This is a genomic window from Novosphingobium sp. FSW06-99 (assembly GCF_001519065.1).
In the GTDB taxonomy this organism is placed as follows: Bacteria; Pseudomonadota; Alphaproteobacteria; order Sphingomonadales; family Sphingomonadaceae; genus Novosphingobium.
Map to the genome: position 1 here is coordinate 77,282 of NZ_KQ954264.1, position 23,885 is coordinate 101,166.

At 65.7% G+C, this 23,885-nt stretch carries 23 protein-coding genes; 15 read left to right on the forward strand and 8 right to left on the reverse strand.

Annotation, left to right across the window (positions count from 1 at the left end):
• Nucleotides 1-63: 63 nt before the first annotated feature.
• The 5 genes from purB to AQZ49_RS19300 all read left to right on the forward strand — a co-directional run bounded on the left by purB (nt 64) and on the right by AQZ49_RS19300 (nt 3,637).
• Nucleotides 64-1,389, forward strand: a complete 1,326-nt coding sequence (purB, locus tag AQZ49_RS19280) for an adenylosuccinate lyase (protein ID WP_067619725.1) — start codon at nt 64-66, stop codon at nt 1,387-1,389.
• Between the two features lie 72 nt (nt 1,390-1,461).
• Complete coding sequence (locus tag AQZ49_RS19285) at nt 1,462-1,758, forward strand: LapA family protein (RefSeq protein ID WP_067619727.1); 297 nt, start codon at nt 1,462-1,464, stop codon at nt 1,756-1,758.
• Between the two features lie 22 nt (nt 1,759-1,780).
• Nucleotides 1,781-2,458: an orotidine-5'-phosphate decarboxylase gene (gene pyrF, locus AQZ49_RS19290; RefSeq protein ID WP_067619729.1), complete on the forward strand. Its 678-nt coding sequence runs from the start codon at nt 1,781-1,783 to the stop codon at nt 2,456-2,458.
• Nucleotides 2,459-2,468: 10 nt separating this feature from the next.
• Entirely contained in the window at nt 2,469-2,993 is a 525-nt protein-coding gene (locus AQZ49_RS19295; protein ID WP_067619731.1) for a GNAT family N-acetyltransferase, read from the forward strand.
• Nucleotides 2,994-2,995: 2 nt separating this feature from the next.
• Nucleotides 2,996-3,637, forward strand: coding sequence for a phosphoribosylanthranilate isomerase (locus AQZ49_RS19300; protein ID WP_067619734.1), 642 nt, complete (start codon nt 2,996-2,998; stop codon nt 3,635-3,637).
• Nucleotides 3,638-3,742: 105 nt separating this feature from the next.
• Here AQZ49_RS19300 and AQZ49_RS19305 read toward each other — a convergent pair whose 3' ends face one another.
• Nucleotides 3,743-4,225: an outer membrane beta-barrel protein gene (locus AQZ49_RS19305; RefSeq protein ID WP_067619867.1), complete on the reverse strand. Its 483-nt coding sequence runs from the start codon at nt 4,223-4,225 to the stop codon at nt 3,743-3,745.
• Nucleotides 4,226-4,492: 267 nt separating this feature from the next.
• Between AQZ49_RS19305 and trpB the strand changes: the two genes are divergently transcribed.
• Genes trpB through AQZ49_RS19325 form a run of 4 tightly spaced genes read left to right on the forward strand, consistent with a single transcriptional unit; the run spans nt 4,493 to nt 8,664 of the window.
• Complete coding sequence (gene trpB / locus AQZ49_RS19310) at nt 4,493-5,707, forward strand: tryptophan synthase subunit beta (protein ID WP_067619737.1); 1,215 nt, start codon at nt 4,493-4,495, stop codon at nt 5,705-5,707.
• Nucleotides 5,704-6,507 carry a tryptophan synthase subunit alpha gene (gene trpA / locus AQZ49_RS19315; protein ID WP_067619740.1) on the forward strand — a complete coding sequence of 268 codons (804 nt, stop codon included), beginning with the start codon at nt 5,704-5,706 and terminating at the stop codon, nt 6,505-6,507. Before trpB ends, trpA begins: the two co-directional genes overlap by 4 nt.
• Nucleotides 6,504-7,352, forward strand: coding sequence for an acetyl-CoA carboxylase, carboxyltransferase subunit beta (gene accD, locus AQZ49_RS19320; RefSeq protein WP_067619743.1), 849 nt, complete (start codon nt 6,504-6,506; stop codon nt 7,350-7,352). Before trpA ends, accD begins: the two co-directional genes overlap by 4 nt.
• A gap of 13 nt (nt 7,353-7,365) precedes the next feature.
• Nucleotides 7,366-8,664 (forward strand): bifunctional folylpolyglutamate synthase/dihydrofolate synthase, encoded by a 1,299-nt coding sequence (locus tag AQZ49_RS19325; protein ID WP_067619746.1) that lies wholly within the window; start codon nt 7,366-7,368, stop codon nt 8,662-8,664.
• Here the strand turns inward: AQZ49_RS19325 and AQZ49_RS19330 are convergent.
• Nucleotides 8,661-10,289, reverse strand: coding sequence for an AmpG family muropeptide MFS transporter (locus AQZ49_RS19330; RefSeq protein ID WP_067619749.1), 1,629 nt, complete (start codon nt 10,287-10,289; stop codon nt 8,661-8,663). The genes AQZ49_RS19325 and AQZ49_RS19330 overlap by 4 nt on opposite strands.
• 89 nt (nt 10,290-10,378) lie before the next feature.
• On the opposite strand from AQZ49_RS19330, the gene AQZ49_RS19335 reads away from it, so the two are divergent.
• The gene (locus tag AQZ49_RS19335) at nt 10,379-11,233 is read left to right on the forward strand and encodes a pseudouridine synthase (protein WP_082701921.1); all 855 of its coding nucleotides are present in this window, start codon (nt 10,379-10,381) and stop codon (nt 11,231-11,233) included.
• Complete coding sequence (gene rsmD, locus AQZ49_RS19340) at nt 11,230-11,799, forward strand: 16S rRNA (guanine(966)-N(2))-methyltransferase RsmD (RefSeq protein ID WP_067619755.1); 570 nt, start codon at nt 11,230-11,232, stop codon at nt 11,797-11,799. The genes AQZ49_RS19335 and rsmD overlap by 4 nt, the downstream gene beginning before the upstream one ends.
• Here rsmD and AQZ49_RS19345 read toward each other — a convergent pair.
• Complete coding sequence (locus AQZ49_RS19345; RefSeq protein ID WP_067619758.1) at nt 11,750-13,030, reverse strand: MFS transporter; 1,281 nt, start codon at nt 13,028-13,030, stop codon at nt 11,750-11,752. The two genes, rsmD and AQZ49_RS19345, sit on opposite strands and share 50 nt — an antisense overlap.
• Before the next feature lie 158 nt (nt 13,031-13,188).
• Between AQZ49_RS19345 and AQZ49_RS19350 the strand changes: the two genes are divergently transcribed.
• Nucleotides 13,189-14,595, forward strand: a complete 1,407-nt coding sequence (locus AQZ49_RS19350) for a methyl-accepting chemotaxis protein (RefSeq protein ID WP_067619761.1) — start codon at nt 13,189-13,191, stop codon at nt 14,593-14,595.
• A 38-nt stretch (nt 14,596-14,633) separates the two neighbouring features.
• Complete coding sequence (locus AQZ49_RS19355) at nt 14,634-16,937, forward strand: ATP-dependent helicase (protein WP_067619764.1); 2,304 nt, start codon at nt 14,634-14,636, stop codon at nt 16,935-16,937.
• Nucleotides 16,938-16,947: 10 nt separating this feature from the next.
• Here the strand turns inward: AQZ49_RS19355 and AQZ49_RS19360 are convergent, their stop codons facing one another.
• The 4 genes from AQZ49_RS19360 to AQZ49_RS19375 form a co-directional block, all read right to left on the reverse strand.
• Nucleotides 16,948-17,139, reverse strand: coding sequence for a Flp family type IVb pilin (locus AQZ49_RS19360; RefSeq protein ID WP_067619767.1), 192 nt, complete (start codon nt 17,137-17,139; stop codon nt 16,948-16,950).
• A gap of 189 nt (nt 17,140-17,328) precedes the next feature.
• A complete protein-coding gene (locus tag AQZ49_RS19365; RefSeq protein WP_067619770.1) occupies nt 17,329-17,523 on the reverse strand; it encodes a Flp family type IVb pilin in 195 nt (64 codons plus the stop codon).
• A 125-nt stretch (nt 17,524-17,648) separates the two neighbouring features.
• On the reverse strand, nt 17,649-19,067 hold the full coding sequence (locus AQZ49_RS19370; protein ID WP_067619773.1) for a DEAD/DEAH box helicase: 1,419 nt from the start codon (nt 19,065-19,067) through the stop codon (nt 17,649-17,651).
• A gap of 254 nt (nt 19,068-19,321) precedes the next feature.
• On the reverse strand, nt 19,322-19,849 hold the full coding sequence (locus AQZ49_RS19375) for a hypothetical protein (RefSeq protein WP_067619776.1): 528 nt from the start codon (nt 19,847-19,849) through the stop codon (nt 19,322-19,324).
• 284 nt (nt 19,850-20,133) lie between these two features.
• On the opposite strand from AQZ49_RS19375, the gene AQZ49_RS19380 reads away from it, so the two are divergent.
• Both AQZ49_RS19380 and AQZ49_RS19385 read left to right on the forward strand, forming a co-directional pair.
• A complete protein-coding gene (locus AQZ49_RS19380; RefSeq protein ID WP_067619778.1) occupies nt 20,134-21,582 on the forward strand; it encodes an FAD-binding oxidoreductase in 1,449 nt (482 codons plus the stop codon).
• Between the two features lie 159 nt (nt 21,583-21,741).
• On the forward strand, nt 21,742-22,521 hold the full coding sequence (locus AQZ49_RS19385) for a SapC family protein (RefSeq protein ID WP_067619781.1): 780 nt from the start codon (nt 21,742-21,744) through the stop codon (nt 22,519-22,521).
• 369 nt (nt 22,522-22,890) lie between these two features.
• Here AQZ49_RS19385 and AQZ49_RS19390 read toward each other — a convergent pair whose 3' ends face one another.
• Entirely contained in the window at nt 22,891-23,880 is a 990-nt protein-coding gene (locus AQZ49_RS19390) for an N-formylglutamate amidohydrolase (protein ID WP_067619784.1), read from the reverse strand.
• Nucleotides 23,881-23,885 lie beyond the last annotated feature (5 nt).

Below are 23,885 nucleotides of genomic sequence, written 5' to 3' on the forward strand. Positions count from 1 at the left end.
TCTTGCCTTTCCGCCCCGCAGACCCTAGCGGCGCGATGGAAATTCAGTCCTGGAAGGTTCGCCATGGTCCCCCGTTATGCCCGCCCGCAGATGACCGCGATCTGGGATGCGCAAGCACGCTATTGCATCTGGTTCGAGATCGAGGCCCATGCCACCGACAAGCTGGCCGAACTGGGCGTCGTGCCGCACAGCGCGGCCAAGGCGTTGTGGGACTGGTGGGCGACCAATCCGGTGATCGACGTCGCCGCGATCGATGCGATCGAGGCCGTCACCAAGCATGACGTGATCGCCTTTCTCGACTGGGTGGCCGCGCAAGTCGGCCCCGAGGCGCGCTTCATGCATCAGGGCATGACCAGTTCCGACGTGCTCGACACCACGCTCAGCGTACAACTGGCGCGCGCGGCGGATCTGCTGATTGCCGATGTCGATGCGCTGCTTGCCGCGCTCAAGCGCCGGGCCTTCGAACACCGGCACACCCCGACGATCGGGCGCAGCCACGGCATCCATGCCGAACCGACCACGTTCGGCAAGAAGCTGGCCGAAGCCTATGCCGAATTCGCGCGCAACCGCGCGCGGCTGGTCGCGGCACGCGCCGAAATTGCCACATGCGCGATATCGGGCGCGGTCGGCACATTTGCCAATATCGACCCCAGTGTCGAAGAACACGTTGCCGAACGGCTGGGCCTGGCGGTCGAGCCGGTGTCGACCCAGGTGATCCCGCGCGACCGCCATGCGATGTTCTTTGCCACATTGGGCGTGGTGGCCAGCTCGATCGAGCGGCTGGCGATCGAAGTGCGCCATCTGCAACGCACCGAAGTGCTGGAAGCCGAAGAATACTTTTCGCCCGGCCAGAAAGGCTCGTCGGCGATGCCGCACAAGCGCAACCCGGTGCTGACCGAAAACCTGACCGGGCTGGCCCGCGTGGTGCGCAGCGCGGTGACCCCGGCGCTGGAAAACGTCGCGCTGTGGCACGAACGCGACATTTCGCATTCGTCGGTCGAACGCTTCATCGGCCCCGACGCCACGATCACGCTGGATTTCGCGCTGGGTCGCCTGACCTCTGTGGTCGACAAGCTGGTGGTCTATCCCGAACGCATGCAGAAGAACCTCGACCGCATGGGCGGGCTGGTCCATTCGCAGCGCGTGCTGCTGGCGCTGACCCAGGCCGGGCTGGCGCGCGACGATGCCTATCGGCTGGTCCAGCGCAACGCCATGAAAGTGTGGGAATCCGACGGCGCGCTGTCGCTGCTCGATCTGCTCAAGGCAGACCCCGACGTGGCCGCCGCGCTGACACCCGCGCAGATCGAGGACAAGTTCAACCTCGATTACCATTTCAAGGGTGTCGACACGACTTTTGCCCGGGTGTTCGGCGAACAGACCGGCGCATAAAAACCGCTCTTCACATGGGCGCATGATGGTTTACCTAGGGCACAACGGGCCATTCGCCCGACAGGGGATGCCATGAACGCGCTGAAAACCGTCTACTGGATCGCGGTGGCGACGCTGTTGCTGGCGTTTATCTACGGCAATCCCGATCCGGTCGCGGTGCATATCTGGCCCGGCCTGATCTGGGAAACCAAGTCGTGGGCGTTGGTGGTCGGATCGCTGCTGATCGGCTTTGTGCCGACATCGCTGATGCTGCGCGCCACCCGCTGGCGCCTGACACGGCGGATTGCCACGCTGGAGGCAACGCTGGCCGCACAGGCGCACGCCTTGACCCATGCCGCCGAACAGGCCAGCAGGGCCAGTGACACTTGATGACAAAGGGCACCCCATAATCGTGAGCAACCCGATCTATCTTGCGCTTGATCTGCCCCGGCTCGACAGCGCGGTGGCCCTGGCCCAGAAAGTGCGCCAGCATGTCGGCGGGCTGAAACTGGGCCTGGAATTCTTTTGTGCACACGGACACCACGGCGTGCACGAAATTGCTAAAGTGGGATTGCCGATCTTTCTCGATCTGAAACTGCACGACATTCCCAACACCGTCGCCGCCGCGATGCAATCGATCCACGTGCTGCAACCGGCCATCGTCACGGTGCACGCCAGCGGCGGACGCGCGATGATGGAAGACGCCAAGGCCGCCGCCGGGGAAAGCACCCGCGTCGTGGGCGTGACCGTACTGACCAGCCTCGACGACAACGACCTGGCCCGCACCGGAGTCGGTGGCAGCGCGCATGATCAGGCGTTGAGGCTGGCCGATCTGGCGCAAGAGGCCGGGCTCGACGGTATCGTCTGTTCGGGGCATGAAGTGGGCGCGGTGCACAAGCGCTGGAAAAACGGATACCTGATCGTGCCCGGCCTGCGCCCCGCCGATCATGGCAGCAAGGAAGACCAGAAGCGCACCGTCACCCCGCGTGCGGCGCGCGATGCCGGGGCCAGCGTGCTGGTGATCGGCCGCCCGATCACCCGTGCCGAAGATCCCGCCGCCGCCGCGCGCGCGATCGAAGGCACACTGTAACGCCCACGCGATGACCGACACGCAATTCCGCACGGCCACGCTTGCCGATGTGCTGGCGCTGCGCGCGCTGGTCGAACGCGCCTATCGCGGCGACAGCGCGCGGTTCGGCTGGACCCACGAGGCCGATTTGCTCGATGACGAGCGGACGTCGAACGCCGATTTGGCCCGCGCAGTGGCCGATCCCGGTGCGCGGGTGATCCTGGCCGAACGCGACGGCGCGCTGATCGGCACGGTCACCGTCAGCGATCAGGGGATGGACCGCGACGGACCTGCGCGCGCCTATCTGGGCATGCTGTGCGTCGATCCGGCGTTACAGGCGGGCGGACTTGGCCGCGCGCTGATTGCCCAGGCCGAAGCCGTTGCGCGCGACACCTTTGGCGCGCGGATCATGGAAATGACCGTGATCGACCGGCGCGCCGAACTGATCGCGTGGTACCAGCGTTGTGGCTATGCGCTCAGCGGTGAAACCCGCGCCTTTCCGGTGCCGGGCGATCATCCGTTTGCCATGGTCGTGCTGGAACGGGTATTGACCTGATCATGGCCGCCCCGCTGATCAAGATCTGTGGCATTTCCACCCCCGACGCGCTCGATGCGGCGCTGGCGGCGCGCGCCGATTTCATCGGGCTGGTGTTCTTTGCCAAGAGCCCGCGCCATGTCGAGGCGGCACGCGCCGCCGCGCTGGCCGCGCGCGCAGCGGGCCGCGCGCAGGTGGTCGGGCTGTTCGTCGATGCCGAGCCCGATTTTCTGGACAGCGTGCTGGCGACGGTACGGCTTGACCATCTTCAGTTCCATGGCCGCGAAACCCCCGCACAGATCGCTGCGGCCAGCGCGCGCCATGGTCTGCCGGTGTGGAAGGCGCTGGGCGTGCGCACCCGCGCCGATCTGGCCGCCGCCGACCAGTTCGCCGGGGCCGCCGCGCGCGTGCTGTTCGATGCCAAACCACCCGAAGGCGCCGATCTACCTGGTGGCAACGGGTTGCGCATCGACTGGACCATGCTGCGCGGCCTGCGCCCCGCGCTGCCATGGATGCTGGCCGGCGGGCTGGACCCGGACAATGTCGCCGAAGCGATCGCCATCACCGGAGCCCCGGCCGTCGATGTCTCGTCGGGCGTGGAAAGCGCGCCGGGCGTAAAAGACCCCGCGCGCATCACGGCCTTCTGCGACGCCGTCCGCGCCTGACCACCAAAAGGCAGGGATGGGGTGTGCCGCGTCGCATCGACGCGAATCGCCCGCACGTGGCACACCCCCACCCAACCCTCCCCCTTCAGGTGGAGGGCCTTTCCGTTAGAAATGTGCGCCAAAGCCCACCGTCAGCGCGTCGCGCGACGGGGTGATGCCATTGGCCGACGACGTGTAGTGGCGATATTCCAGCTTGCCATAGAGCCCGGAACCCAGGTTGTGCTGATACCCGGCGCCGAAATCCCAATCGGGATTACCGCCGTGATAGGCCTGGCTGGCCCAGCCGGCCACGGCATAGAGCTTGCCCGACTGGCCCAGATCCGCGCCAACCCGGCCGCCGACACCGACCGAAGTCAGTGTGTCACTGGCCAGTTCCTTGTCGAGCGACACTTCGGGCCCGGCAAACACGCCCGGTGCCAGACTGAAATCATGCCCTGCCGCGATACCGATCGATTGCTGATAATCGCCGCCATAGAAAACGCCCGAAGTGTGGACTTCGACGCGGGTCTCATCGGCGCGTGCGGGGGCAGTGATGGTAAGGGCCAGGCCGAGCCCGGCCAGAACGGGGGCCAATCTGAGGTTGCGCATGGTTGGTTCCTTGTGTCCGATGGTTGCACCAGCCCCATGCAACCCCGCGATCCCCGCGATGCGGGGATGGGCTAGCCACCCGACCGATGGCCTGCCTTGCACCCGGAGCGAATCAACCATCCCGGGGGTGCAAAAGGCGGCCCCGCCGAAACGGGACCGCCTCCACGACGTTGCAAGTCCGACCTAGGGCATCAACCCTTTCAGGCACCTGAACGATCGCCCCCCGCTCCATCTGGACAATTCGGCCCGGCGCTCTAAAGGCACGGTATGACCGCGCAAACCCCCAACAGTTTCCGCAACCAGCCCGACGAACGGGGCCATTTCGGCCAGTTCGGCGGTCGCTATGTCGCCGAAACGCTGATGCCGCTGATCCTCGATCTGGAAACCGAATACCGCAAGGCCAAGGCCGATCCGGAATTTCAGGCGCAATTCGACGATCTGCTCGAACACTATGTCGGGCGTCCCAGCCCGCTCTATTTCGCGCCGCGCCTGACCGAAGAACTGGGCGGTGCGCAAGTCTGGTTCAAACGCGACGAGCTGAACCACACCGGCGCGCACAAGATCAACAATTGCATCGGGCAGATCCTGCTGGCCATGCGCATGGGCAAGACGCGGATCATCGCCGAAACCGGCGCGGGCCAGCACGGCGTCGCCACCGCGACAGTCTGCGCGCGGTTTGGCCTGCCTTGCGTGATCTATATGGGCGCCACCGACGTCGAACGGCAGCAGCCCAACGTGTTCCGCATGAAGCTGCTCGGCGCCGAAGTGATCCCGGTACAGGCGGGCGCCAAAACGCTGAAAGACGCGATGAATGAGGCGCTGCGCGACTGGGTGGCGAATGTGCACGACACGTTCTACATCATCGGCACGGCGGCCGGTCCGCACCCCTATCCCGAGCTGGTTCGCGATTTCCAGAGCGTGATCGGGCGCGAGGCCCGCGCGCAGATGCTGTCGCGCACCGGGCGCCTGCCCGATATCCTGGTCGCCGCGATTGGCGGCGGATCGAACGCGATCGGCCTGTTCCATCCCTTCCTCGATGATCCCACGGTGCGGATGCTCGGGGTCGAGGCGGCGGGCTATGGCCTGGACAAGGACCACGCCGCCAGCCTGGCCGGGGGCCGCCCCGGCATCCTGCACGGCAACAAGACTTATCTGTTGCAGGATGACGACGGCCAGATCATCGAAGGCCATTCGATCAGCGCCGGGCTCGATTATCCCGGCATCGGCCCCGAACACGCCTGGCTCAAGGAAATGGGCCGGGTGGACTATACTTCGGTCACCGATGTCGAAGCACTCGACGCGTTTCAACTGCTGTGCCGGACCGAGGGCATCATCCCCGCACTCGAACCCGCCCACGCGATTGCTGCCGTCAAGAAAATCGCGCCGACTTTGCCAAAGGATACCATCATCCTGGCCAATCTGTGCGGGCGCGGCGACAAGGACATCTTCACCGTTGCCGGTCACCTGGGGGTGACACTGTGAGCGCGCGACTGTCGGCGGCCTTTGCAAAGGGCCATCCCGCGCTGGTGTGCTTTGTGACCGCAGGCGACCCCTCGCCTGCCGCGACCCCGGCGATCCTTGATGCCCTGGTCGCAGGCGGCGCCGATGTGATCGAGCTGGGCATGCCGTTCACCGATCCGATGGCCGATGGCCCGGCGATCCAGGCCGCCAATCTGCGCGCGCTGGGTGCGGGCACGACCACGGCCGACATTCTGGCGATCGCGCGCGATTTCCGCGCACGCCATGCCGATGTGCCGCTGGTGCTGATGGGCTATGCCAATCCGATGATTACGCGCGGCGCCGACTGGTTTGCCGATGCGGCAGCGGCGGCCGGCGTCGATGGCGTGATCTGCGTGGATATTCCGCCAGAGGAAGATGGCGAACTTGGCCCCGCACTGCGCGACAGGGGCATCAGCCCGATCCGGCTGGCCACGCCCACCACCGATGCGGCACGGTTTCCTGCCGTGCTCGATGGCTCGTCAGGCTTTCTCTACTATGTTTCGGTGGCCGGGATCACCGGCAAGCAATCGGCGGCACTGGCCTCGATCGAGGACGCGGTGGCACGGTTCAAGCGGACCACCGACCTGCCGATCGTGGTCGGCTTCGGGGTGCGCACGCCCGAACAGGCCGGGCCGATCGCGCGCGTGGCCGATGGCGTGGTGGTCGGATCGGCGATTGTCGATCTGGTCGCGGCGCATGGCGCACAGGCCGCCGAACCGGTGCGCGCGCTGGTTGCCGCGCTGGCGCAGGCGGTGCATCAGGCAAGGAGCGTGGCGGCATGAGCTGGCTGACCAAAGTCCGCAATTCGCTGACCTTCATTCAAAAGCGCGACACCCCCGATACGTTGTGGATCAAGTGCCCGGGGTGCAGCGAAATGCTGTTCATCAAGGACTATCAGGACAATCTGTCGGTCTGTCCGCGCTGTGACCACCATGGCCGCATCGGCACCGACGCGCGGCTGGCGCAATTGCTCGATCCGGGTTTTGCGTTGCTGCCCGCGCCTGTGGTGCGCGATGATCCGCTGAAATTTCGCGACACCAAGAAATATGCCGACCGGATCAAGGCGGCGCGCGCGGCCAACCCGCACAACGATGCCTTTACCAATGCCCACGGCACGATCGAGGGCAAGCGCGCGGTGGTCGGCGTGCAGGATTTCGGGTTCATGGGCGGATCGATGGGCATGGCCGTGGGCAATGCCTTCATCGCCGGGATCGAACTCGCCATCCGTGAAAAGTGCGCTTATGTGGCGGTGACCGCTGCGGGCGGAGCGCGCATGCAGGAAGGCATCCTGTCGCTGATGCAGATGCCGCGCACGACCGTGGCGATCAGCCGGCTGCACGCGGCGGGCCTGCCCTATATCGTGCTGTTGACCGATCCGACTACCGGCGGGGTGACCGCCAGCTATGCGATGCTCGGCGATATCCAGATTGCCGAGCCGGGCGCGCTGATCGGGTTTGCCGGGCAACGCGTGATCCAGGACACCATTCGCGAAAAGCTGCCGCCCGGGTTTCAGCGTGCCGAATATCTCTATGATCACGGCATGATCGACATGGTGGTGCATCGCCGCGACATGAAGGCGACGCTGGCCAACCTGATCGATTACCTGACCGGCGCGCGCGCCGCATAAGGCCGCACCGCCGATGAAGGACTTTGCCATTTCCGAGCACCCGGCGGTGCAGGCACAGCTTGACCGGCTGGGCCGGCTGTCGGTGCCGCAGGGGCGGCTGGGGCTCGACACCATTCGCGCCCTGCTGGCGCGGCTGGGCAATCCCGAACGCCACCTGCCGCCGGTGTTCCATGTGGCGGGAACCAACGGCAAAGGCTCGACCTGCACGTACTTGCGCTTCATGCTCGAAGCGCAAGGCCTGACCGTGCACACCGCGACCAAGCCGCATCTGGTGCGTTACAACGAGCGCATCCGCGTAGCGGGCACACTGATCGATGACGATCTGCTGGCCGCGCTGCTGGCCGAGGCGCTCGATGCGGGCGAGGATCTGGCACCCAGTTTTTTTGAAGTGACCACCGCCGCGCAGTTTTTGGCGTTTGCGCGGGTACCTGCTGATGCCTGCGTGATCGAAACCGGGCTGGGCGGACGGTTTGACGCCACCAACGTGTTCGAGGCCCCGCTCGCCTGCGGGATCGCCACGCTGGGGATTGATCACGAGGCGTTTCTGCTGATCCCCGAACAGGGCGTGCCGCAGGCGCCGCTGGCCCGGATCGCGTTTGAAAAGGCCTCGATCGCCAAGCCCGGCGTGCCGCTGGTGACGCAATCCTATCCTGATCTGGCCGCGCACAGCGTTGCACAGACGGCCCAGGCGCTGGGCGCACACCTGCGGCGGCGTGGCCACGAATGGCACGCACACGTCAGCGACACGATTGCCTATCGCGATGCGCTGGGCACGCTCGACTTGCCCCTGCCCGCGCTGCCCGGCGCGCACCAGGCCGACAATGTCGCGCTGGCGGTGGCGATGCTGCGCCATCAGGACGTGATCGCGGTGTCGCCGGAAGCCATGGCCACAGGGATTGGCGCCGCGCGCTGGCCCGCGCGACTGCAACGGCTTGCCCCTGGCCCGTTGACCGGGACACGCACGGTCTGGCTCGACGGCGGGCACAACCCCGATGCGGGCGCGGCGATCGCGCGCCATCTGGCCGATCAGCCGCCGGTGCATGTCGTGATCGGCATGCTGGCCAACAAGGACCCGGCGGCGATCCTGGCGCCACTGGGCACCCGCGCGCTGTCGGTGACCATCGTCCCCGCCCCCGGCCACGACGCGCACAGCCCCGACGCGTTTGCCCCGTTCAGCGCCGTGCCCGTCTCAAGCGCACCCGATGTCGCCGCCGCGCTGGCCGCGCTGCCCCCGACCGGCGACGTGCTGATCACCGGATCGCTCTATCTGGCCGGCGACGTGCTACGCCGCAACAACGAGATCCCCGACTAATCCTCCCTGGTACGGGACGGATTGCGCATGGTCACCCATTCCAGCAGGACGAACCCCACCGCGACCAGCCCGGCCACGGTGGTCCAGCGGAACATCGTGGCATAGCCCAGGTGGTCGATCGCATCCCCGGCAATGCCTTTGCCCAGCGATCCGATCAGGAACGTCATCGATGACAGCAGCGCATATTGCACGGCGGTATAGCTGCGGCTGACTTTGCCCGACAGATAGGCCACGAACGCCGCCGCGGCGATGCCGGTGGAGATGTTTTCGGCGCTGATCGACACCAGCAGCCGCAGCATCCGCGCGTCGATCCCGCACAGCGCGCCCAGCGCCGACAACCCGCTGATCCGTGCCACCGCGTCGATATGCACCGCGCCTTCGGCAAGATCGGCATAGACGAAATTGCCCAGCATCGGCAGCACCGCACCGATCAGGATGGTCGGCATGCGGCCCAGCCGGGCAAACAGCACCCCGCCCAGGGTGATCCCGGCCATCGTCATGAAAATACCGAAGATCTTTGACGCGAACGCCACCTCGTCCTTCGTATAGTGCAGATATTCGAGATAGAACGGATAGGCGAAGCTGCTGCTCCACATGTTATAGCACAAAGTATACGTCAGGATCACGCCGATGGTGATCAGCACGCGCCAGCCCAGCCGTGCCGACAGTTCGGCCAAAGGCGCCACCAGTGCCAGCCACAGATGATCGACCGCCGGAACTTTGCCCGGCACGCCCTCACCGCTGCGCGCGCGATTGGTCAGCGCCGCCACCAGCAGCGGCAGGCCGACCGTCGCCAGCACGATCAGCGGCGCATGGCCGCGCGTGAAATCGCCCACCGAGGGCCGCGCCACGCCGGGCATCACCGGGCCCAGCATCGCCACCATGAAAAGGCCGATGCTGCCGATCGCCCAGCCCCAGCCCAGCGCGACCACCACCAGGCCGCCCGCACGCAACAGCGGCGCAGGCTGATCAACCATCGCCGCGGTGTCATCGACAATCGGGCGCGGCGTATCGGGCGCGCCCAGCGTGATCAGCGCGATCAGCGCCAGCAATCCGGCCATCACCCCATAGACCATTGGCCAGGGCATTCGCGCCGCCAGGAACAGCGCAAACGCCCCGCCCACCAACGCCGCCAGACGATAGCCAAACTGGTAGAGCGACGACAGCAATTCGATCGTGATCACATCGTCTGCCACATCGATGCGCCAGGCATCGATTGCCACATCCTGTGTGGCCGAGGCGAGCGCGGCGATCAGCGCGATCAGCGCAAAGCGGCCAAGCGCGGCGCCCGGATCGGTCAGCGCCAGCCCGGCCAGCGCCACCACCAGGACCGCCTGGCAGCCCAGAATCCACCCCTTGCGCCGCCCCAGCGCGCCGATCAGCGGCAAGCTGGACCGATCGACCACCGGCGACCACAGGAACTTGAACGAATATGCCAGGCCGATCCACGCCAGCACGCCGATCGTGGCCATCGCCACGTGCACATCGCCCAGCCAGGCGTTGAGCGTGCCCAGCAACAGCGCATAAGGCAGCCCCGAGGAAAATCCGAGCGCCAGCATGATCCCCGCCTTGCGGCTGACCAACGCCATCCGCAACAGCCGCCAGCCCTTCAATCGTTCCGCCATTGCCACCCTGTTTTTGCCGCGTTGTGCCGATATACAACCCTAGCGGGGAACGCGGCCTTAGCAACAGGGGTGACGCGAAGGCACTGTGCATGTATGGGCGCGCGATGTCTCGTCCCCTGAAACCCGGTAGCAGCCCCCCGCGACGGCCCGCCGCTCACCACGCCCCACGCGCCCGCGTGCCCGCAGCCCCCAACCCCGATGCGCCCCCGCGTGAAGGCGAACGCATTGCCAAGCTGCTCGCCCGCGCAGGCGTGGCCAGCCGCCGCGAGGTTGAACGGATCATCAGCGAGGGCCGCGTCAGCCTGAACGGCGAAGTGATCACCACGCCCGCCACGGTGCTGAAAAACCTCAAAGGTCTGACCGTCGATGGCAAACCGGTGGCGATTGCCGCGCCGCCGCGCCTGTTCCGATTTCACAAACCCGACGGCCTGATCACCGCCGAGCGCGATCCCGCCGGGCGCCCGACCATCTACAACGCGCTGGTCAATGCGCTGCCCGCAGGCACGCCCCGCGTCATGCCGATCGGGCGACTCGATCTCAACACCGAAGGGCTGTTGCTGCTGACCAACGATGGCGAATTGAAACGCGCCATGGAATTGCCCGCCAGCGGCATCCCGCGCACCTATCGCGCGCGCACTTTCGGCGCTATCAGCCAGCCACGGCTGGAAGAATTGATGAACGGGATCGAGATCGATGGCCTGCGCTATGGCCCGATCAATGCCAACATGGAACGCCGCACCGGGCGCAACCAGTGGATCGAACTGACCCTGACCGAGGGCAAGAACCGCGAAGTGCGTCGCGTGCTCGAACATCTGGGCCTGCAGACCTCGCGCCTGATCCGCACTGCCTATGGCCCGTTCCCGCTGGGTGACATCCCGCGCGGCGCGGTAATTGAAGTGCGCCAGGCCGATGTCGAAACATTCCGCAAGGCGCTGATGAAATGAGGATCATTGCCGGCGACTGGCGCGGCCGCAAACTGGTCGCGCCGGTGGGCGATACCACCCGGCCGACTGCCGACCGTACGCGCGAAACGCTGTTTTCGATGCTGACCAGCCGTTTGGGCAGCTTTGACGGACTGGCCGTGGCCGACTTGTTTGCCGGCTCTGGCGCATTGGGGCTGGAGGCGCTGTCGCGCGGCGCCGCTTCGGCACTGTTTGTCGAACAGGATGCGCGCGCGCTCGATGCCATCCGCGCCAATGTGCGCAGCCTGGGCGCCGATGCGCGCGCCACCGTGCGCGCCGGATCGGTGCTGGCGCTGGGCCCCGCGCGCGCGGCGCTCGACGTGGTGCTGATCGATCCGCCCTATCGCACCGGCGCGGGCGTGGTGGCGATCGACAAGCTGACCCGGCTGGGCTGGATCGGACCTGCCACCTGGATCAGCCTGGAAACCGCAGGCAATGAAGATGTCGCAATCAAGGGCTGCGTGATCGATGCCGATCGCAAAGTCGGCAAGGCGCGGATCACGCTGCTTCGGCTTGACGCGGCGCCAGCCGAACCCCCGCCAGAGTGACCGACCCGGCCAGCGTCAGGAACAAGCCGACAAAGGCCACCCCCCCGTTCAGCGCCAGCCAGCTTGCCGCAAACGGCGCCAGCGCGCCACCGATGATCCCGCCGCAATTGAACGCGATGGATATCCCGGTATAGCGCACCGATGTCGGAAACAGCGCCGGCAGCCAGGCGCCGAGCGGGCCATAGACCAACCCCATCACGAACAGCGCGGTCGCCAGCGTGATCAGCACCACCGGCAAGGCGCCAGAGGCAAGCCCGCTGCCATAGACCAGCCCGACCGCCATCGTCAGCGCGGCGCCGATGGTCAGCACGCGCGCCGGATTGGCATGGTCCGACCAGTATCCGGCGGTGACGATACCCACCGCCAGCGCGCAGTTGGCAATCAGTTGCAGCGCCAGAAACCGCTGCATCGCATAGCCCAGATGCGTGGTCGCAAACGACAGCGCGAACGTCGTGCCCAGGTAGAAAATGGCGAAACAGGCCACCACCCCCGCCGTGCCAGCCACCACCGCACCGGGATAGCGACGCAGCAACAGCCCGACCGGCACGCGCGGCGGCGGCGCAGCCTCGCGCGCGGCGCGAAACGCCGCGGTTTCGGTGATCTTCAGCCGCACCCACAACCCCAGCGCGACCAGCACCGCGCTGGCCAGAAAGGGTATGCGCCAACCCCACGCGGCAAAGGCGTCGTGCGGCAGCGTCAGCGACAGGATCAGGAACAGGCCGTTGGCCACCAGAAAGCCCAGCGGTGCGCCCAGTTGCGGTGCTGCGCCAAACCGGCCTTCCCACCCCTTGGGCGCGTTTTCCACCGCCAGCAGGCTGGCCCCGCCCCATTCGCCGCCCAGCCCAAAGCCCTGGCCAAACCGCATCAGGCACAGCAGGGCGGGCGCGATCGGCCCGGCCATCGCATATGTCGGCAAAAACGCGATGCCCAGCGTCGATGCGCCCATCAACAGCAACGAAGCCACCAGCGTCGATTTGCGCCCCACCCGATCACCAAAATGCCCGAACGCCACCGCGCCCACCGGGCGTGCCACAAACGCCAGCCCGAAAGTCATGAACGCCAGCAGCGTCTGCGCCGCCAACGACTGCTTGGGAAAGAACAGCGGACCGATCACCAGCGCCGAGGCAGTCGCATAGATATAGAAATCATAGAATTCGACCGCCGTGCCGACCAGGCTGGCGATCAGGATGCGCGCGTGGCGGCGCACCGGGTGGATGTCGTGTTCGATCATGCTTTCCCCCGTAATCGGGCCACGGCTTTTGCGCAAATTCCGATACGCCATCAGGAAAACTGCGCAAGGGGGCCTTCAGCGGATGCCAACCTGCCAGCGGCTAGGTCTGACCCGAACAAAAGGGCCGGGTGTCGTCCCGGCTCTCCAGGGGCCCGACTATGTTCGAATGGTTTGCCAAGAGCGCGCCGATCCGCGAAAAATTCCGCAGCCTGTTGCTTGTTCACGGCCTGTGGGCAGCGGTTGCGCTGGGCGCCACGGTGTGGGCAGGACTTGGCGGCGGGCTGATCATCCCCGCGCTGATCGCAGGCGTTGCCGCGATCGGCGCGCTGGCGACGGTCAGCATCAGCGGCAGCATAATCTGTGACCCCTATGTCACCACGGTCGAGCGCATGGAGGCGCTGGCGCGGGGCGACCTCGACAGTCCGATCCGCTTTACCGAACACGGCGATTGCGTCGGCAGGATGACCAAGGCGATGGACGTGTTCCGCGCCAACGCAATCGCCGTCGCCAAGATCGGCCACGAACAGGATCAAGTCGTCACCACGCTGGCCGATGCCCTCAAACATCTGTCCGATGCCGATCTGACCATCCGCTGTGACAAGCCTTTGCCCGGCGCCGGCGAAGCCTTGCGCACCCATTTCAACAATGCGGTGACCGCGCTCGAACAGACCATGACGGTCGTGTCGCAATCGTCGCAATCGATCGCCAATGCCTCGGGCGAAATCCGCGCCGCCTCGTCCGATCTGGCCAATCGCACCGAACAGCAGGCCGCATCGATCCAGGATGCCAACCGCGCGATGACCGATGTCACCGCGCTGGTCGAACGCAACACCGCCAGCGTGATCGAGGTCAACCAGTCGATCGCCGATGCGCATCGCGAAGCCAGCCAGGGCGGCCACATCGTCGAACAGGCGGTCGCGGCAATGACCAAGATCCAGAATTCGTCGCAGGAAATCGGCCAGATCATCAACGTGATCGATGCGATCGCGTTTCAGACCAACCTCCTGGCGCTCAATGCCGGGGTCGAGGCCGCGCGGGCCGGCGATGCCGGGCGCGGATTTGCGGTCGTCGCCAACGAAGTGCGCGCCCTCGCCCAGCGCAGCGCCGACGCCGCGCGCGAGATCAAGGATCTGATCAACACCAGCAGCCAGCATGTCGACCAGGGTGTCGATCTGGTCGGCAACACTGGCAAGGCGCTGGGCCAGATCGTCACGCGGGTCGGCGAAGTTTCGGTGCTGGTGCAAGGTATTGCCGATTCGGCGCGAACCCAGGTCGAAATGCTGGCCGGGGTGTCGAACACCGTCGGGCAGATGGACCGCATGACCCAGCAGAACGCGGCCATGGTGGAACAGAGCAACGCCGCCGCGCAAAGCCTGGCCGACGAAGCCGGACGGATGGCGGGCAATGTGTCGCGGTTCCAGATGCATGACAGCAGGGGCCGGTCTGTGCCGACACGCAGTGCCCCTGCCTACAGCCCACCGGTGCAGCGCGCGCGGCCTGCGCCGGTGTCGCACGGCAATCTGGCCATCAAATCGGCCCCGGGGGACGACTGGAGCGAGTTCTAACGGTTGCCTAGCGCGCCCAAGTTCCCTACTTGTTCCGGGTGACGACCACCCCTGCCCCCCCTTCGCGCGACTCCGCCCCGCCTCCCGACTGGCTCGACCGGCTCAACCCGCCGCAACGCGAGGCAGTGCTGACCACCGAGGGCCCGGTGCTGATGCTGGCGGGCGCGGGCACCGGCAAGACCGCTGCGCTGACCGCGCGGCTTGGCTGGCTGTTGCGCCAGCGCCTGGCCTGGCCCAGCGAGATCCTGTGCGTTACCTTTACCAACCGTGCCGCGCGCGAAATGCGCGAACGTGTCGGCACGCTGATCGGCCCGGCGGTCGAGGGCATGCCATGGCTCGGCACATTCCATGCGATCGCGGCGCGGATGCTGCGCCGCCATGCCGAGCTGGTCGGGTTGACCGCGACCTTCACGATCATCGACACCGATGACCAGTTGCGGCTGCTCAAACAGTTGATCCAGGCCGAAGGGCTCGACGACAAACGCTGGCCCGCGCGGCAATTGGCCGGGCTGATCGACAAGTGGAAAAATCGCGGGCTCAATCCGGCCGAACTCGACGCGCTGGAAAACGAGGCCTGGGCCAATGGCAAGGGGCAGCGGTTCTACACGCTTTATCAGGACCGCCTGCGCGCGCTCAACGCCTGCGATTTCGGCGATCTCCTGCTGCATATGCTCAACATCTTCCGGCGCGAGCGCGGGGTGCTGGAATCCTGGCAGCAGCGGTTCAAATATATCATGGTGGACGAATATCAGGACACCAACGCAGTGCAGTACATGTGGCTGCGCCTGCTCGCCCAGCATCGCCGCAACATCTGCGTGGTGGGCGACGATGACCAGTCGATCTATTCCTGGCGTGGCGCAGAAGTCGCCAATATCCTACGGTTTGAAAAGGATTTTCCCGGCGCGCGGGTGATCAAGCTGGAACAGAATTACCGCTCCACCCCGCATATCCTGGGCGCCGCATCGGGGCTGATCGCGGAAAATTCGCAGCGGCTGGGCAAGACTTTGTGGACTGAGGCGAACGGCGGCGACCGCGTGCGCGTGATCGGCGTGTGGGATGGCCCCGAAGAGGCACGACGCGTGGGCGAAGAGATCGAGCGGCTGGAACGCGAAGGTTGTACGCTCGATGCCATTGCCATTCTGGTGCGCGCGCAGTTCCAGACGCGCGAATTCGAAGACCGCTTTTTGCAGATCGGGCTGGCCTATCGCATTGTCGGGGGTTTTCGCTTTTACGAACGGGCCGAAATTCGCGATGCGCTGGCCTATCTGCGACTGATCGCCTCGCCCAGCGACGATCTGGCGTTCGAGCGGATCTGGAACACGCCCAAGCGCGGACTGGGCGACAAGACTTTGGAAAAACTGCACCGGTTTGCCCGCGCACAGGCCCTGCCAATGCTGCGCGCCAGCCACGACATCGCCGATACCGACGAATTGCCGGCCCGCGCGCGCACCACGCTGATCGCGCTGGTGCGCGATTTCGCGCGCTGGCGCGACAGCGCGGCGACACTTTCCCCGGCGGAACTGGCGCGCACCGTGCTCGATGAAAGCGGTTATACCGCCGCGCTGCAGGCCGAACGCAGCACCGAGGCGACCGGGCGGCTGGAAAACCTGTCGGAACTGGTGCGCGCACTCGAAGAGTACGAGACGCTGTCCGACTTTCTCGAACATGTCAGCCTGGTGATGGACAACGAAGCCAACACCGACGATGCCAAAGTCACGCTGATGACGATGCACGCGGCCAAGGGCCTGGAATTCGACCAGGTGTTCCTGCCCGGCTGGGAAGAAGGGGTGTTCCCGTCGCAGCGCGCGATGGACGAAGGGGGCCTGGCCAGTCTGGAAGAGGAGCGCCGCCTGGCCTATGTCGCGATCACCCGCGCGCGGCGGCGTTGCACTGTGCTGCATGCGGCCAACCGGCGCATCTATGGCCAGTGGACCAGTTCGATCCCGTCGCGGTTTGTCGGCGAATTGCCCCACGACCATGTCGAGGACGAAACCACGCTCAGCGGCGGCGCCTCGCTATGGCGCGCGCACTGGTCCGAACACGGCGACCCGTTTGCCGATGCCGCGCGCACCAATCCCTCGCGCGTCGCCAGCCGTGGACCCGGCTGGCAGCGCGCGGCGGCCGCGCCGATCGACATGATCCCCAAACGCGTGGCCGAATCCTCGCGCAGCGCCGCCAGCTTTGCCGCCAAGGCACGTAGCGACCTTGCCGTGGGCACCCGCGTGTTCCACGACAAGTTCGGCTATGGCGCGGTGGCCGAACAGGACGGCAACAAGCTGGAAATCGATTTCGACAGTGCAGGGCGCAAGCGGGTGCTCGACAGTTTTGTCAAACCCGCCTGACGCGTCGGCTCTAGATGCCGGTTTGCGCGCTTGCCATCTGGTTGGACACATAGCTGAACGTGTTGCTCAACGTGTTGCCCAGGCCACCCATGGCGGTGATCGCGGCAACCGATACGAGTGCGGCGATCAGGCCATATTCGATGGCCGTAGCGCCCGCTTCATCGCGCGCAAGTTTGGCCATTACTTCACGGAATACAGTCATGATGCGCTCCCCGCACGCCCCGAAAACGAGGCGGGTCGCAAAAACTATATGCAAATTATATGGACAATTGCTTACCAGCGCCGACCAAAGTTTGAATATGTGCGCGTGCCGAACACGAGGGCAACAAGCGGGTGATCGACAGTTTCGCCAAACCCCGCCTGACCGTCACACCAACCAGCCACAGGGGCGTCAGATCTGCCCGGATGAAGCGTTGGCCATGTCGTTCGCCATCAGCGAATAGGTGTTGACGAGCGTGTTGCCCAACGCCCCCATGGCGGTAAGCGCGGCAATCGATACCAATGCGGCAATCAGGCCGTATTCGATTGCCGTCGCGCCCGCATCATCGCGGGCAATCTGCCCCAGGATTTCATGAAAACCAGTCATATAGTGCTCCCCGCACGCCCCCAAACGAGGCGGGTTGCAGGCACTATAGGTTTTACATACCAAAAACTGCTTAACATCGGCCCGAAGTCTGGCGGCAAAGCCGCAGGCTGGGCCGCCACGCCGCCTCAGGCGGCTTCGGATAGTGCCGAAACGTGCAGAAATCCGGGGATCGGACCGTTCCATGCGCCCAGCGCATCCGCCGGCTCGACCTGCGGTTGGCGCGGCGCCACGACCGCCGGCTGGCGTTCGCGTCGTTCGGCGGGGGCCGGTTTCGGCTCGGTCCGCCGGACAGCGGGTTTTGGCTCGGCCGCGACAGGCTCGGCTCGCGGTTCGGCCTTGCGCGCGGGGCGCGGCGCCTCGCGCTCGGCATCCTTGCCGCGTTTGCGCACCGCACGTTCGCGCGGCGGGGCTTCGGCATCGCCTTCGCCAGTGGCCAGCGTAATCTCGGGGATTGCCATGCCGGTCAGCTTTTCGACATTCGCGATCGCTTCGGCGTCTTCATCGGACACCAGCGTGAACGCCTGGCCGGTTGCGCCGCCGCGACCGGTGCGGCCGATGCGGTGGATATAGTCGTCGGGATGCCAGGGCGTGTCGAAATTGATCACATGGCTGACACCCTTGATGTCGAGCCCGCGCGCCGCCACGTCGGACGCACACAGAATGTTGATCTGCCCATCCTTGAACCGCTGCAATTCGGCGTTGCGGGCCGACTGGTCCATGTCACCGTGGATTTCGCCCGCCGAAAACCCGCTTTGCTTCAGGCTCTTGGCCAGATCGCGCACGGTGGTCTTGCGGTTGGCAAAGATGATCGCGGTGGTCACGTCATCCTTGCGCAGGATCTGGCGCAGTGCATCGCGCTTGGCACGGGCAGGCACGCGCAGCTTGAACTGGGCAATGTTGATGTTGGCGCTCGCCGGACGGGCCACTTCGATATATTTGGGGTTCGACAGGAACCGGTCGGCCAGTTTCTTGATCGGCGGCGGCATCGTTGCCGAAAACAGCAGCGTCTGGCGCGTGGTCGGCAACTTGCTGCAGATCGTTTCGATATCGGGAATGAACCCCATGTCGAGCATGCGATCGGCCTCGTCGATCACCAGCAGTTCGCACCCGGTCAACAAGATCTTGCCGCGTTCGAACAAGTCCATCAGGCGGCCCGGCGTGGCGATCAGCACGTCGACCCCGTCGGACAGCGCCTTGACCTGATCGCCCATCTGCACCCCACCGATCAGCAACGCCATGCGCAGATCGTGGTTCTTGCCGTACTTTTCGAAATTTTCGGCCACTTGCGCAGCCAGTTCGCGGGTCGGTTCGAGGATCAGCGACCGCGGCATCAGCGCCCGGCGGCGGCCATGCGCCAGAATATCGATCATCGGCAGGACAAACCCGGCGGTCTTGCCAGTCCCGGTCTGCGCAATCCCGATGATGTCACGCATCATCAGCACCGACGGAATGGCCTGGGCCTGGATCGGAGTCGGCTCGTCATAGCCGGCATCGATGACCGACTGGAGCAACTGGTCAGACAGGCCGAGATCGGCGAATTTCATGCGGAATGGTTTTCCTGTAGCGGAGAAAGGCAAGAACGGTGCGGTAAAGACGGACTGGAATGTTTGGGGGATGGCGGCACAGGCCCCCGGGAAATCCGGGAAAAACGAGGTCCGCTTGCGACTTTCGCCGCTCCCGCAGTCCGGCCGGATTGAACCTGGTGCAAACACCGGGGATCACGCCTGCCGTAACCTGCCCGCGCTATGCCGATAATCACGCGAAAGTCAACAAATCCCGCATCGCCATCGGGCCACAATCAATTGGTCGGCACCAATTCGTGCACTTCGCTGATCGTGCAGGTCGTGCCCGCACGCGAATGGATGGTGTCGCGGCCCGCGCACAATTGCCCGTCGTCGGTCGAGGTGACGTAAAACCCCAGGTAAAAGTCGCGCGCGGTGCAATTGCGCGACAGGTCGGCTCCGATCAGGCGACGGTCGCGCATGAACAGCAGCAATCGGTTGTTGGCCAGCGGCCGCACCCCCGCGATGCCCGCCACCGGCAGGCACTGCCCGGTCCGACGCTGGCGCAAATGTTCGGGCAGCGGGCGGGGCACGGGCGGCGAGGCGCGCAACAGCGCCGGATTGCCCGGCGTGATGCGGATGATCAGATGCTGTTCGATCTGCACCTGGTACCAGTCATCGTCGGCCAGATCGTGGCCAAGCGCCTGTGCGGTGGGCACCGGTTCGACCACCGGCACAAACCATCCGCCCAGCGCGGTCGCCCCGACCGGCAGTGCGGCCAGTCCCAGCACCACCGCAATCATGAACCGGGCCCGCAAGGTCATGAGCCAGCCGATCGCCCTGGCCCGGCGCCATGCGCCAAACAGTAGACGTCGCCGTGCACCACGGGCCCAATGCCGCCGCGGCTGCGCCGGCGATCGCCTGTCTGGTCTGGTCGGCCCTTCATCAGTGGTCCATTTTCCCATGTCCGTACCGGATGGCGCTCCCCGGCACCCCATTCGTGCCCTCCGGCATGCCCCCGCATGCTTGAACCGCCGCTTAACCCGCGCGGGACCGCTTGCGCAAAAAATAATTGCCCCCGCCCCGGCGCAGCAGTAGCCCGGCCGTCATGACCACCCAAGCCACACTGTCCCCCGACTCCACCGCCGCCGCATTTGTCGCCGCCGCGATCAACTTGCTCGGTGCCAAGGGGTTCACCACCGATCCCGATATCGTCGCGCCCTGGCTGACCGACTGGCGCGGCCGCTATGTCGGCCGCACGCTGGGGCTGGCAACGCCAGCCGACACCGCGCAAGTCGCCGCGCTGGTGCGACTGTGTGGCGAATATGGCGTGCCGATCGTGCCACAGGGCGGCAACAGCGGCATGTGCGGCGGCGCCACCCCCGATGACAGCGGGCATGCCGTGCTGATCAACACCCGCCGGATGGACGCGATCCGCAGCATCGACCGCGCCACGCGGCAGGTCGAATGCGAAGCCGGGGTGATCCTGCAGACCCTGCACGAAGCGGTTGAACGCGAAGGCTTGCGCTTTCCCCTCACCCTGGGCGGCAAGGGATCGGCGACGGTCGGCGGGCTGATTTCGACCAATGCCGGGGGCACGCAAGTTCTGCGTCATGGCTCGATGCGTGCACAAGTGCTTGGGCTGGAAGCGGTTCTGCCCGATGGCTCGGTGCTGAACCAGTTGATACCGTTGAAGAAAGACAATCGCGGGTTCGATCTGAAACAATTGCTGATCGGGTCTGAAGGCACGCTGGGGATCGTCACGGCGGCCACGCTGCGGCTGGAACCGGCGGTCGCCGCGCGCGCCGTGCTGTGGGCCGGGGTGGATTCGATCCAGACCGCCCGAGCGTTGCTGCTCCACGCCCAGCACCACGCCGAGCGCGCGCTCGAAGGATTTGAGGTGATGCCGCGCCATTCGCTCCACGCCGTGCTCGACTATCTGCCGACCGCGCGCGCGCCGCTTGAAGGCGATCATGCCTGGCACGTGCTGATCGAATTGGTGGCCGATGCGGGCAGCGCCGCCGCCTTGCCCGATCTTGCCGAAAGCCTGCTGGTCAGCGCGTTCGAGGCCGGGCTGGTGGCCGATGCGACGATTGCCGCCAACGAGGCGCAGGCCGAAGCGTTCTGGTGGCTGCGCGATTCGGTGGCGCCGGCCGAACGCGCCATCGGCCCGGCGATGCAGCACGATATCAGCGTGCCGGTCGAGCGTATGGCCGATTTCATCGATTTTGCCGCGCCGCTGTTCGAAAGCGAATTTCCCGGCACCACGGCGGTTGGTTTTGGCCACCTGGGCGACGGCAATATCCATTTCCACATTCTTGCCCCTGCCGGGACCGAAGCAGGCGCCTGGGAACACGGTGACGGCAAGGCGATCAGCCGCAAGGTGCATGATCTGGTCACCCAATGGGGCGGCTCGATCTCGGCCGAACATGGCATCGGCCAGTTGAAGCGCGACGAGCTGGCGCGGCTGGGCGATCCGGCGGCGCTGCATATCCTGCGCGCGGTCAAGGCCGCGCTCGACCCGCAAGGCCTGCTCAACCCAGGCAAACTTGTGTGAAAACCGGGCATCCGCGTGACAACGGCGTTGCAGGCGGTCTTGCGCGGCTTTCGCGCCTCCCCTAAACGCCGCGTTCCTGCCGGGGGGCGGTTGCCTTTCCAGTAAATTGGTTTTTTATCGCATCGGCGTTTGCGCGATGCTCTGTACGGAGAGTGACCGATGGCCAGCGCGCCTTCAAACCTGCCCTTGTTCTACAACGATCTGGTTCCGCTCAACACGCGCGACCATGCCACCTGGCGCGCACGCAGCGTGGACAAGGCGCCCTGGCTGGCCAACCAGCACGCCGTGCCGTTGACGGTGGAGGAATTCCCGCAAGCGGGCCGTCATTTCCCGATCGTGTTCGCCAGCGGCGAAAACACCGTTCCCCTGGCGCTGCTGGGGCTGAACGAGGGCGTGAACGTGTTCGTCGAAGCCGATGGCACCGTCACCAACTCGGTCTATCTGCCGGCCTATGCCCGTCGCTATCCGTTCATGCTGGCCAAGCTGCAGCCGACGTCGGAAGACCTGTCGCTGTGCTTTGACCCCCATTCGGGCCTGGTCGGTGAATTCGAGGACGGCCAGCCGCTGTTCGACGGCACCGAGCCCAGCGAAACCACCAAGAGCGTCCTGCAGTTCTGCGAACAGTTCGAACAAGCCGGTCAGCGCACGCAGGCCTTTGTCGAAGAGCTGAAGAAGCACCAGTTGCTGATGGAAGGCGAAGTGTCGATCCAGCGCCAGGAAGGCGGACAGCCGTTTGTCTATCGCGGGTTCCAGATGGTCGACCAGGAAAAGCTGCGCAATGTGCGTGGTGATGTGCTGCGCGGTTGGGCGCAGAGCGGGCTGCTGCCGCTGATCTATGCCCACATGTTCTCACTGGAACTGATCAGCACGGTGTTTTCGATGCAGGTTGCGCAGGGCAAAGGCCCCCAGCCGACGCTTCCCCCGCTGCCGACGTTCTGATCCCCACCAAAAGGGACCAAACAGTTCAAGGGGCTGCCGACCATGTCGGTGGCCCCTTTTTTCTTGGAGTGTCACCCGGTTGCATCAGGTCTGCATCACCCGCGCGACAACCCTTGCGCGGCGATGAATGATGCGTTTTGGCGCGTTCACGCAAAAATTCTTGCGCTGTGGCACGGACTTGCGTATTCTTCACGACGTTACGCTGGCGCTCCCCTCATGGCCCAGCGTGACTGGTGCGCCCTCGGGTGCACCTCCTCCCTGAACCTTGGCCACCTGGAGCTTTGCTCCAGGTGGTTTTTTTATGTTCAAGTGTGGCATTTTTGTTTGCCGCAAACTTTGCGTCAAAAGCCGGTCCCCCGGGCAAGACGCTTATTCTGCCGCAGCCCGCCAGCGCAGCCGGTCGCGTCCGAGCGCGGCGACATCGTCGGCCAGTTGCCGCACCATCGCCACCAGTAGCGCCACTACGCTGTCAAACCCGGGTCCACGTTCGGCCATCGCGCTGTCGAGATAGGCGGTGCGGTCGATCTCGATCTGCACCGCGTGAATGCCGCTGCTGCGCCGCGCATGGCGATCGAGCACGAATCCCCCGGCATACGGCCGATTGTGCGCCACCAGCCGCCGCGCCGCCGCCAGATGCGAAAACAGCGAGGCCACCAGTTCGCCGTCGCAGGCCGTGCCGAACCGGTCGCCGATCACGAATTGCGCCGCCGCGCCGCCAATGGTTGGCAACGGCGGCATCGAATGGAGATCGATCAGCAGCACCGCCCCCCATTGCGCCGCCACGCGTTCGACCAGCGCCTCGACCGCCGCGTGATAGGGCTGATGGATCACCGCAATGCGGCGCTCCAGTTCGGCATAGTCCAGCCGCCCCTTCCACAACTCGCCCACGCCCGGCAAGCGGCGCGGCACCAGGCCCAGCCCGCTACGCGCGCGATGCCCCGCATGCGCCGGCATTCCCGACCCGGGGCGAAAGTGATGGCCACGATGGGCCGCGCCGCGCGGCGCGTTGGCCAGCATGTCCCAGTCAAGATCTTCGACCGCACGGTTGAGATCGATCATCGCGCGCGGCGCCTGGGCGACCAGAAACGGCGCACCGGTCTCCAGCGCGACGGCCTCGGCCAGGTGATCGACCAGCCGGTCTTCCAGCCGCAACAGCACGCTGTCGGGTGCACGTAGCGCCGACAGCACCGCCGAGGGGTAGCACCGCCCGCCGTGCGGCGCGGCCAGCACGATCGGGATCGACGCGGGATCCGACGCAGAACCGCGAAACGCGGCGAGCCCCGGCAGGCCGGGAATCGCCCCGCCACGCAAACCAATTCCGCCTTGCGAATCGGCAACAGGATCGCCGCGATCTGACATGATGC

Coding starts and splice junctions, on each gene's coding strand:
- purB (WP_067619725.1), top strand. CDS start 64: ATGGTCCCCCGTTATGCCCGCCCGCAGATGACCGCGATCTGGGATGCG.
- AQZ49_RS19285 (WP_067619727.1), top strand. CDS start 1,462: ATGAACGCGCTGAAAACCGTCTACTGGATCGCGGTGGCGACGCTGTTG.
- AQZ49_RS19295 (WP_067619731.1), top strand. CDS start 2,469: ATGACCGACACGCAATTCCGCACGGCCACGCTTGCCGATGTGCTGGCG.
- AQZ49_RS19300 (WP_067619734.1), top strand. CDS start 2,996: ATGGCCGCCCCGCTGATCAAGATCTGTGGCATTTCCACCCCCGACGCG.
- AQZ49_RS19305 (WP_067619867.1), bottom strand. CDS start 4,225: ATGCGCAACCTCAGATTGGCCCCCGTTCTGGCCGGGCTCGGCCTGGCC.
- trpB (WP_067619737.1), top strand. CDS start 4,493: ATGACCGCGCAAACCCCCAACAGTTTCCGCAACCAGCCCGACGAACGG.
- accD (WP_067619743.1), top strand. CDS start 6,504: ATGAGCTGGCTGACCAAAGTCCGCAATTCGCTGACCTTCATTCAAAAG.
- AQZ49_RS19325 (WP_067619746.1), top strand. CDS start 7,366: ATGAAGGACTTTGCCATTTCCGAGCACCCGGCGGTGCAGGCACAGCTT.
- AQZ49_RS19330 (WP_067619749.1), bottom strand. CDS start 10,289: ATGGCGGAACGATTGAAGGGCTGGCGGCTGTTGCGGATGGCGTTGGTC.
- AQZ49_RS19335 (WP_082701921.1), top strand. CDS start 10,379: ATGTATGGGCGCGCGATGTCTCGTCCCCTGAAACCCGGTAGCAGCCCC.
- rsmD (WP_067619755.1), top strand. CDS start 11,230: ATGAGGATCATTGCCGGCGACTGGCGCGGCCGCAAACTGGTCGCGCCG.
- AQZ49_RS19345 (WP_067619758.1), bottom strand. CDS start 13,030: ATGATCGAACACGACATCCACCCGGTGCGCCGCCACGCGCGCATCCTG.
- AQZ49_RS19350 (WP_067619761.1), top strand. CDS start 13,189: ATGTTCGAATGGTTTGCCAAGAGCGCGCCGATCCGCGAAAAATTCCGC.
- AQZ49_RS19360 (WP_067619767.1), bottom strand. CDS start 17,139: ATGACTGTATTCCGTGAAGTAATGGCCAAACTTGCGCGCGATGAAGCG.
- AQZ49_RS19365 (WP_067619770.1), bottom strand. CDS start 17,523: ATGACTGGTTTTCATGAAATCCTGGGGCAGATTGCCCGCGATGATGCG.
- AQZ49_RS19370 (WP_067619773.1), bottom strand. CDS start 19,067: ATGAAATTCGCCGATCTCGGCCTGTCTGACCAGTTGCTCCAGTCGGTC.
- AQZ49_RS19375 (WP_067619776.1), bottom strand. CDS start 19,849: ATGACCTTGCGGGCCCGGTTCATGATTGCGGTGGTGCTGGGACTGGCC.
- AQZ49_RS19380 (WP_067619778.1), top strand. CDS start 20,134: ATGACCACCCAAGCCACACTGTCCCCCGACTCCACCGCCGCCGCATTT.
- AQZ49_RS19385 (WP_067619781.1), top strand. CDS start 21,742: ATGGCCAGCGCGCCTTCAAACCTGCCCTTGTTCTACAACGATCTGGTT.
- AQZ49_RS19390 (WP_067619784.1), bottom strand. CDS start 23,880: ATGTCAGATCGCGGCGATCCTGTTGCCGATTCGCAAGGCGGAATTGGT.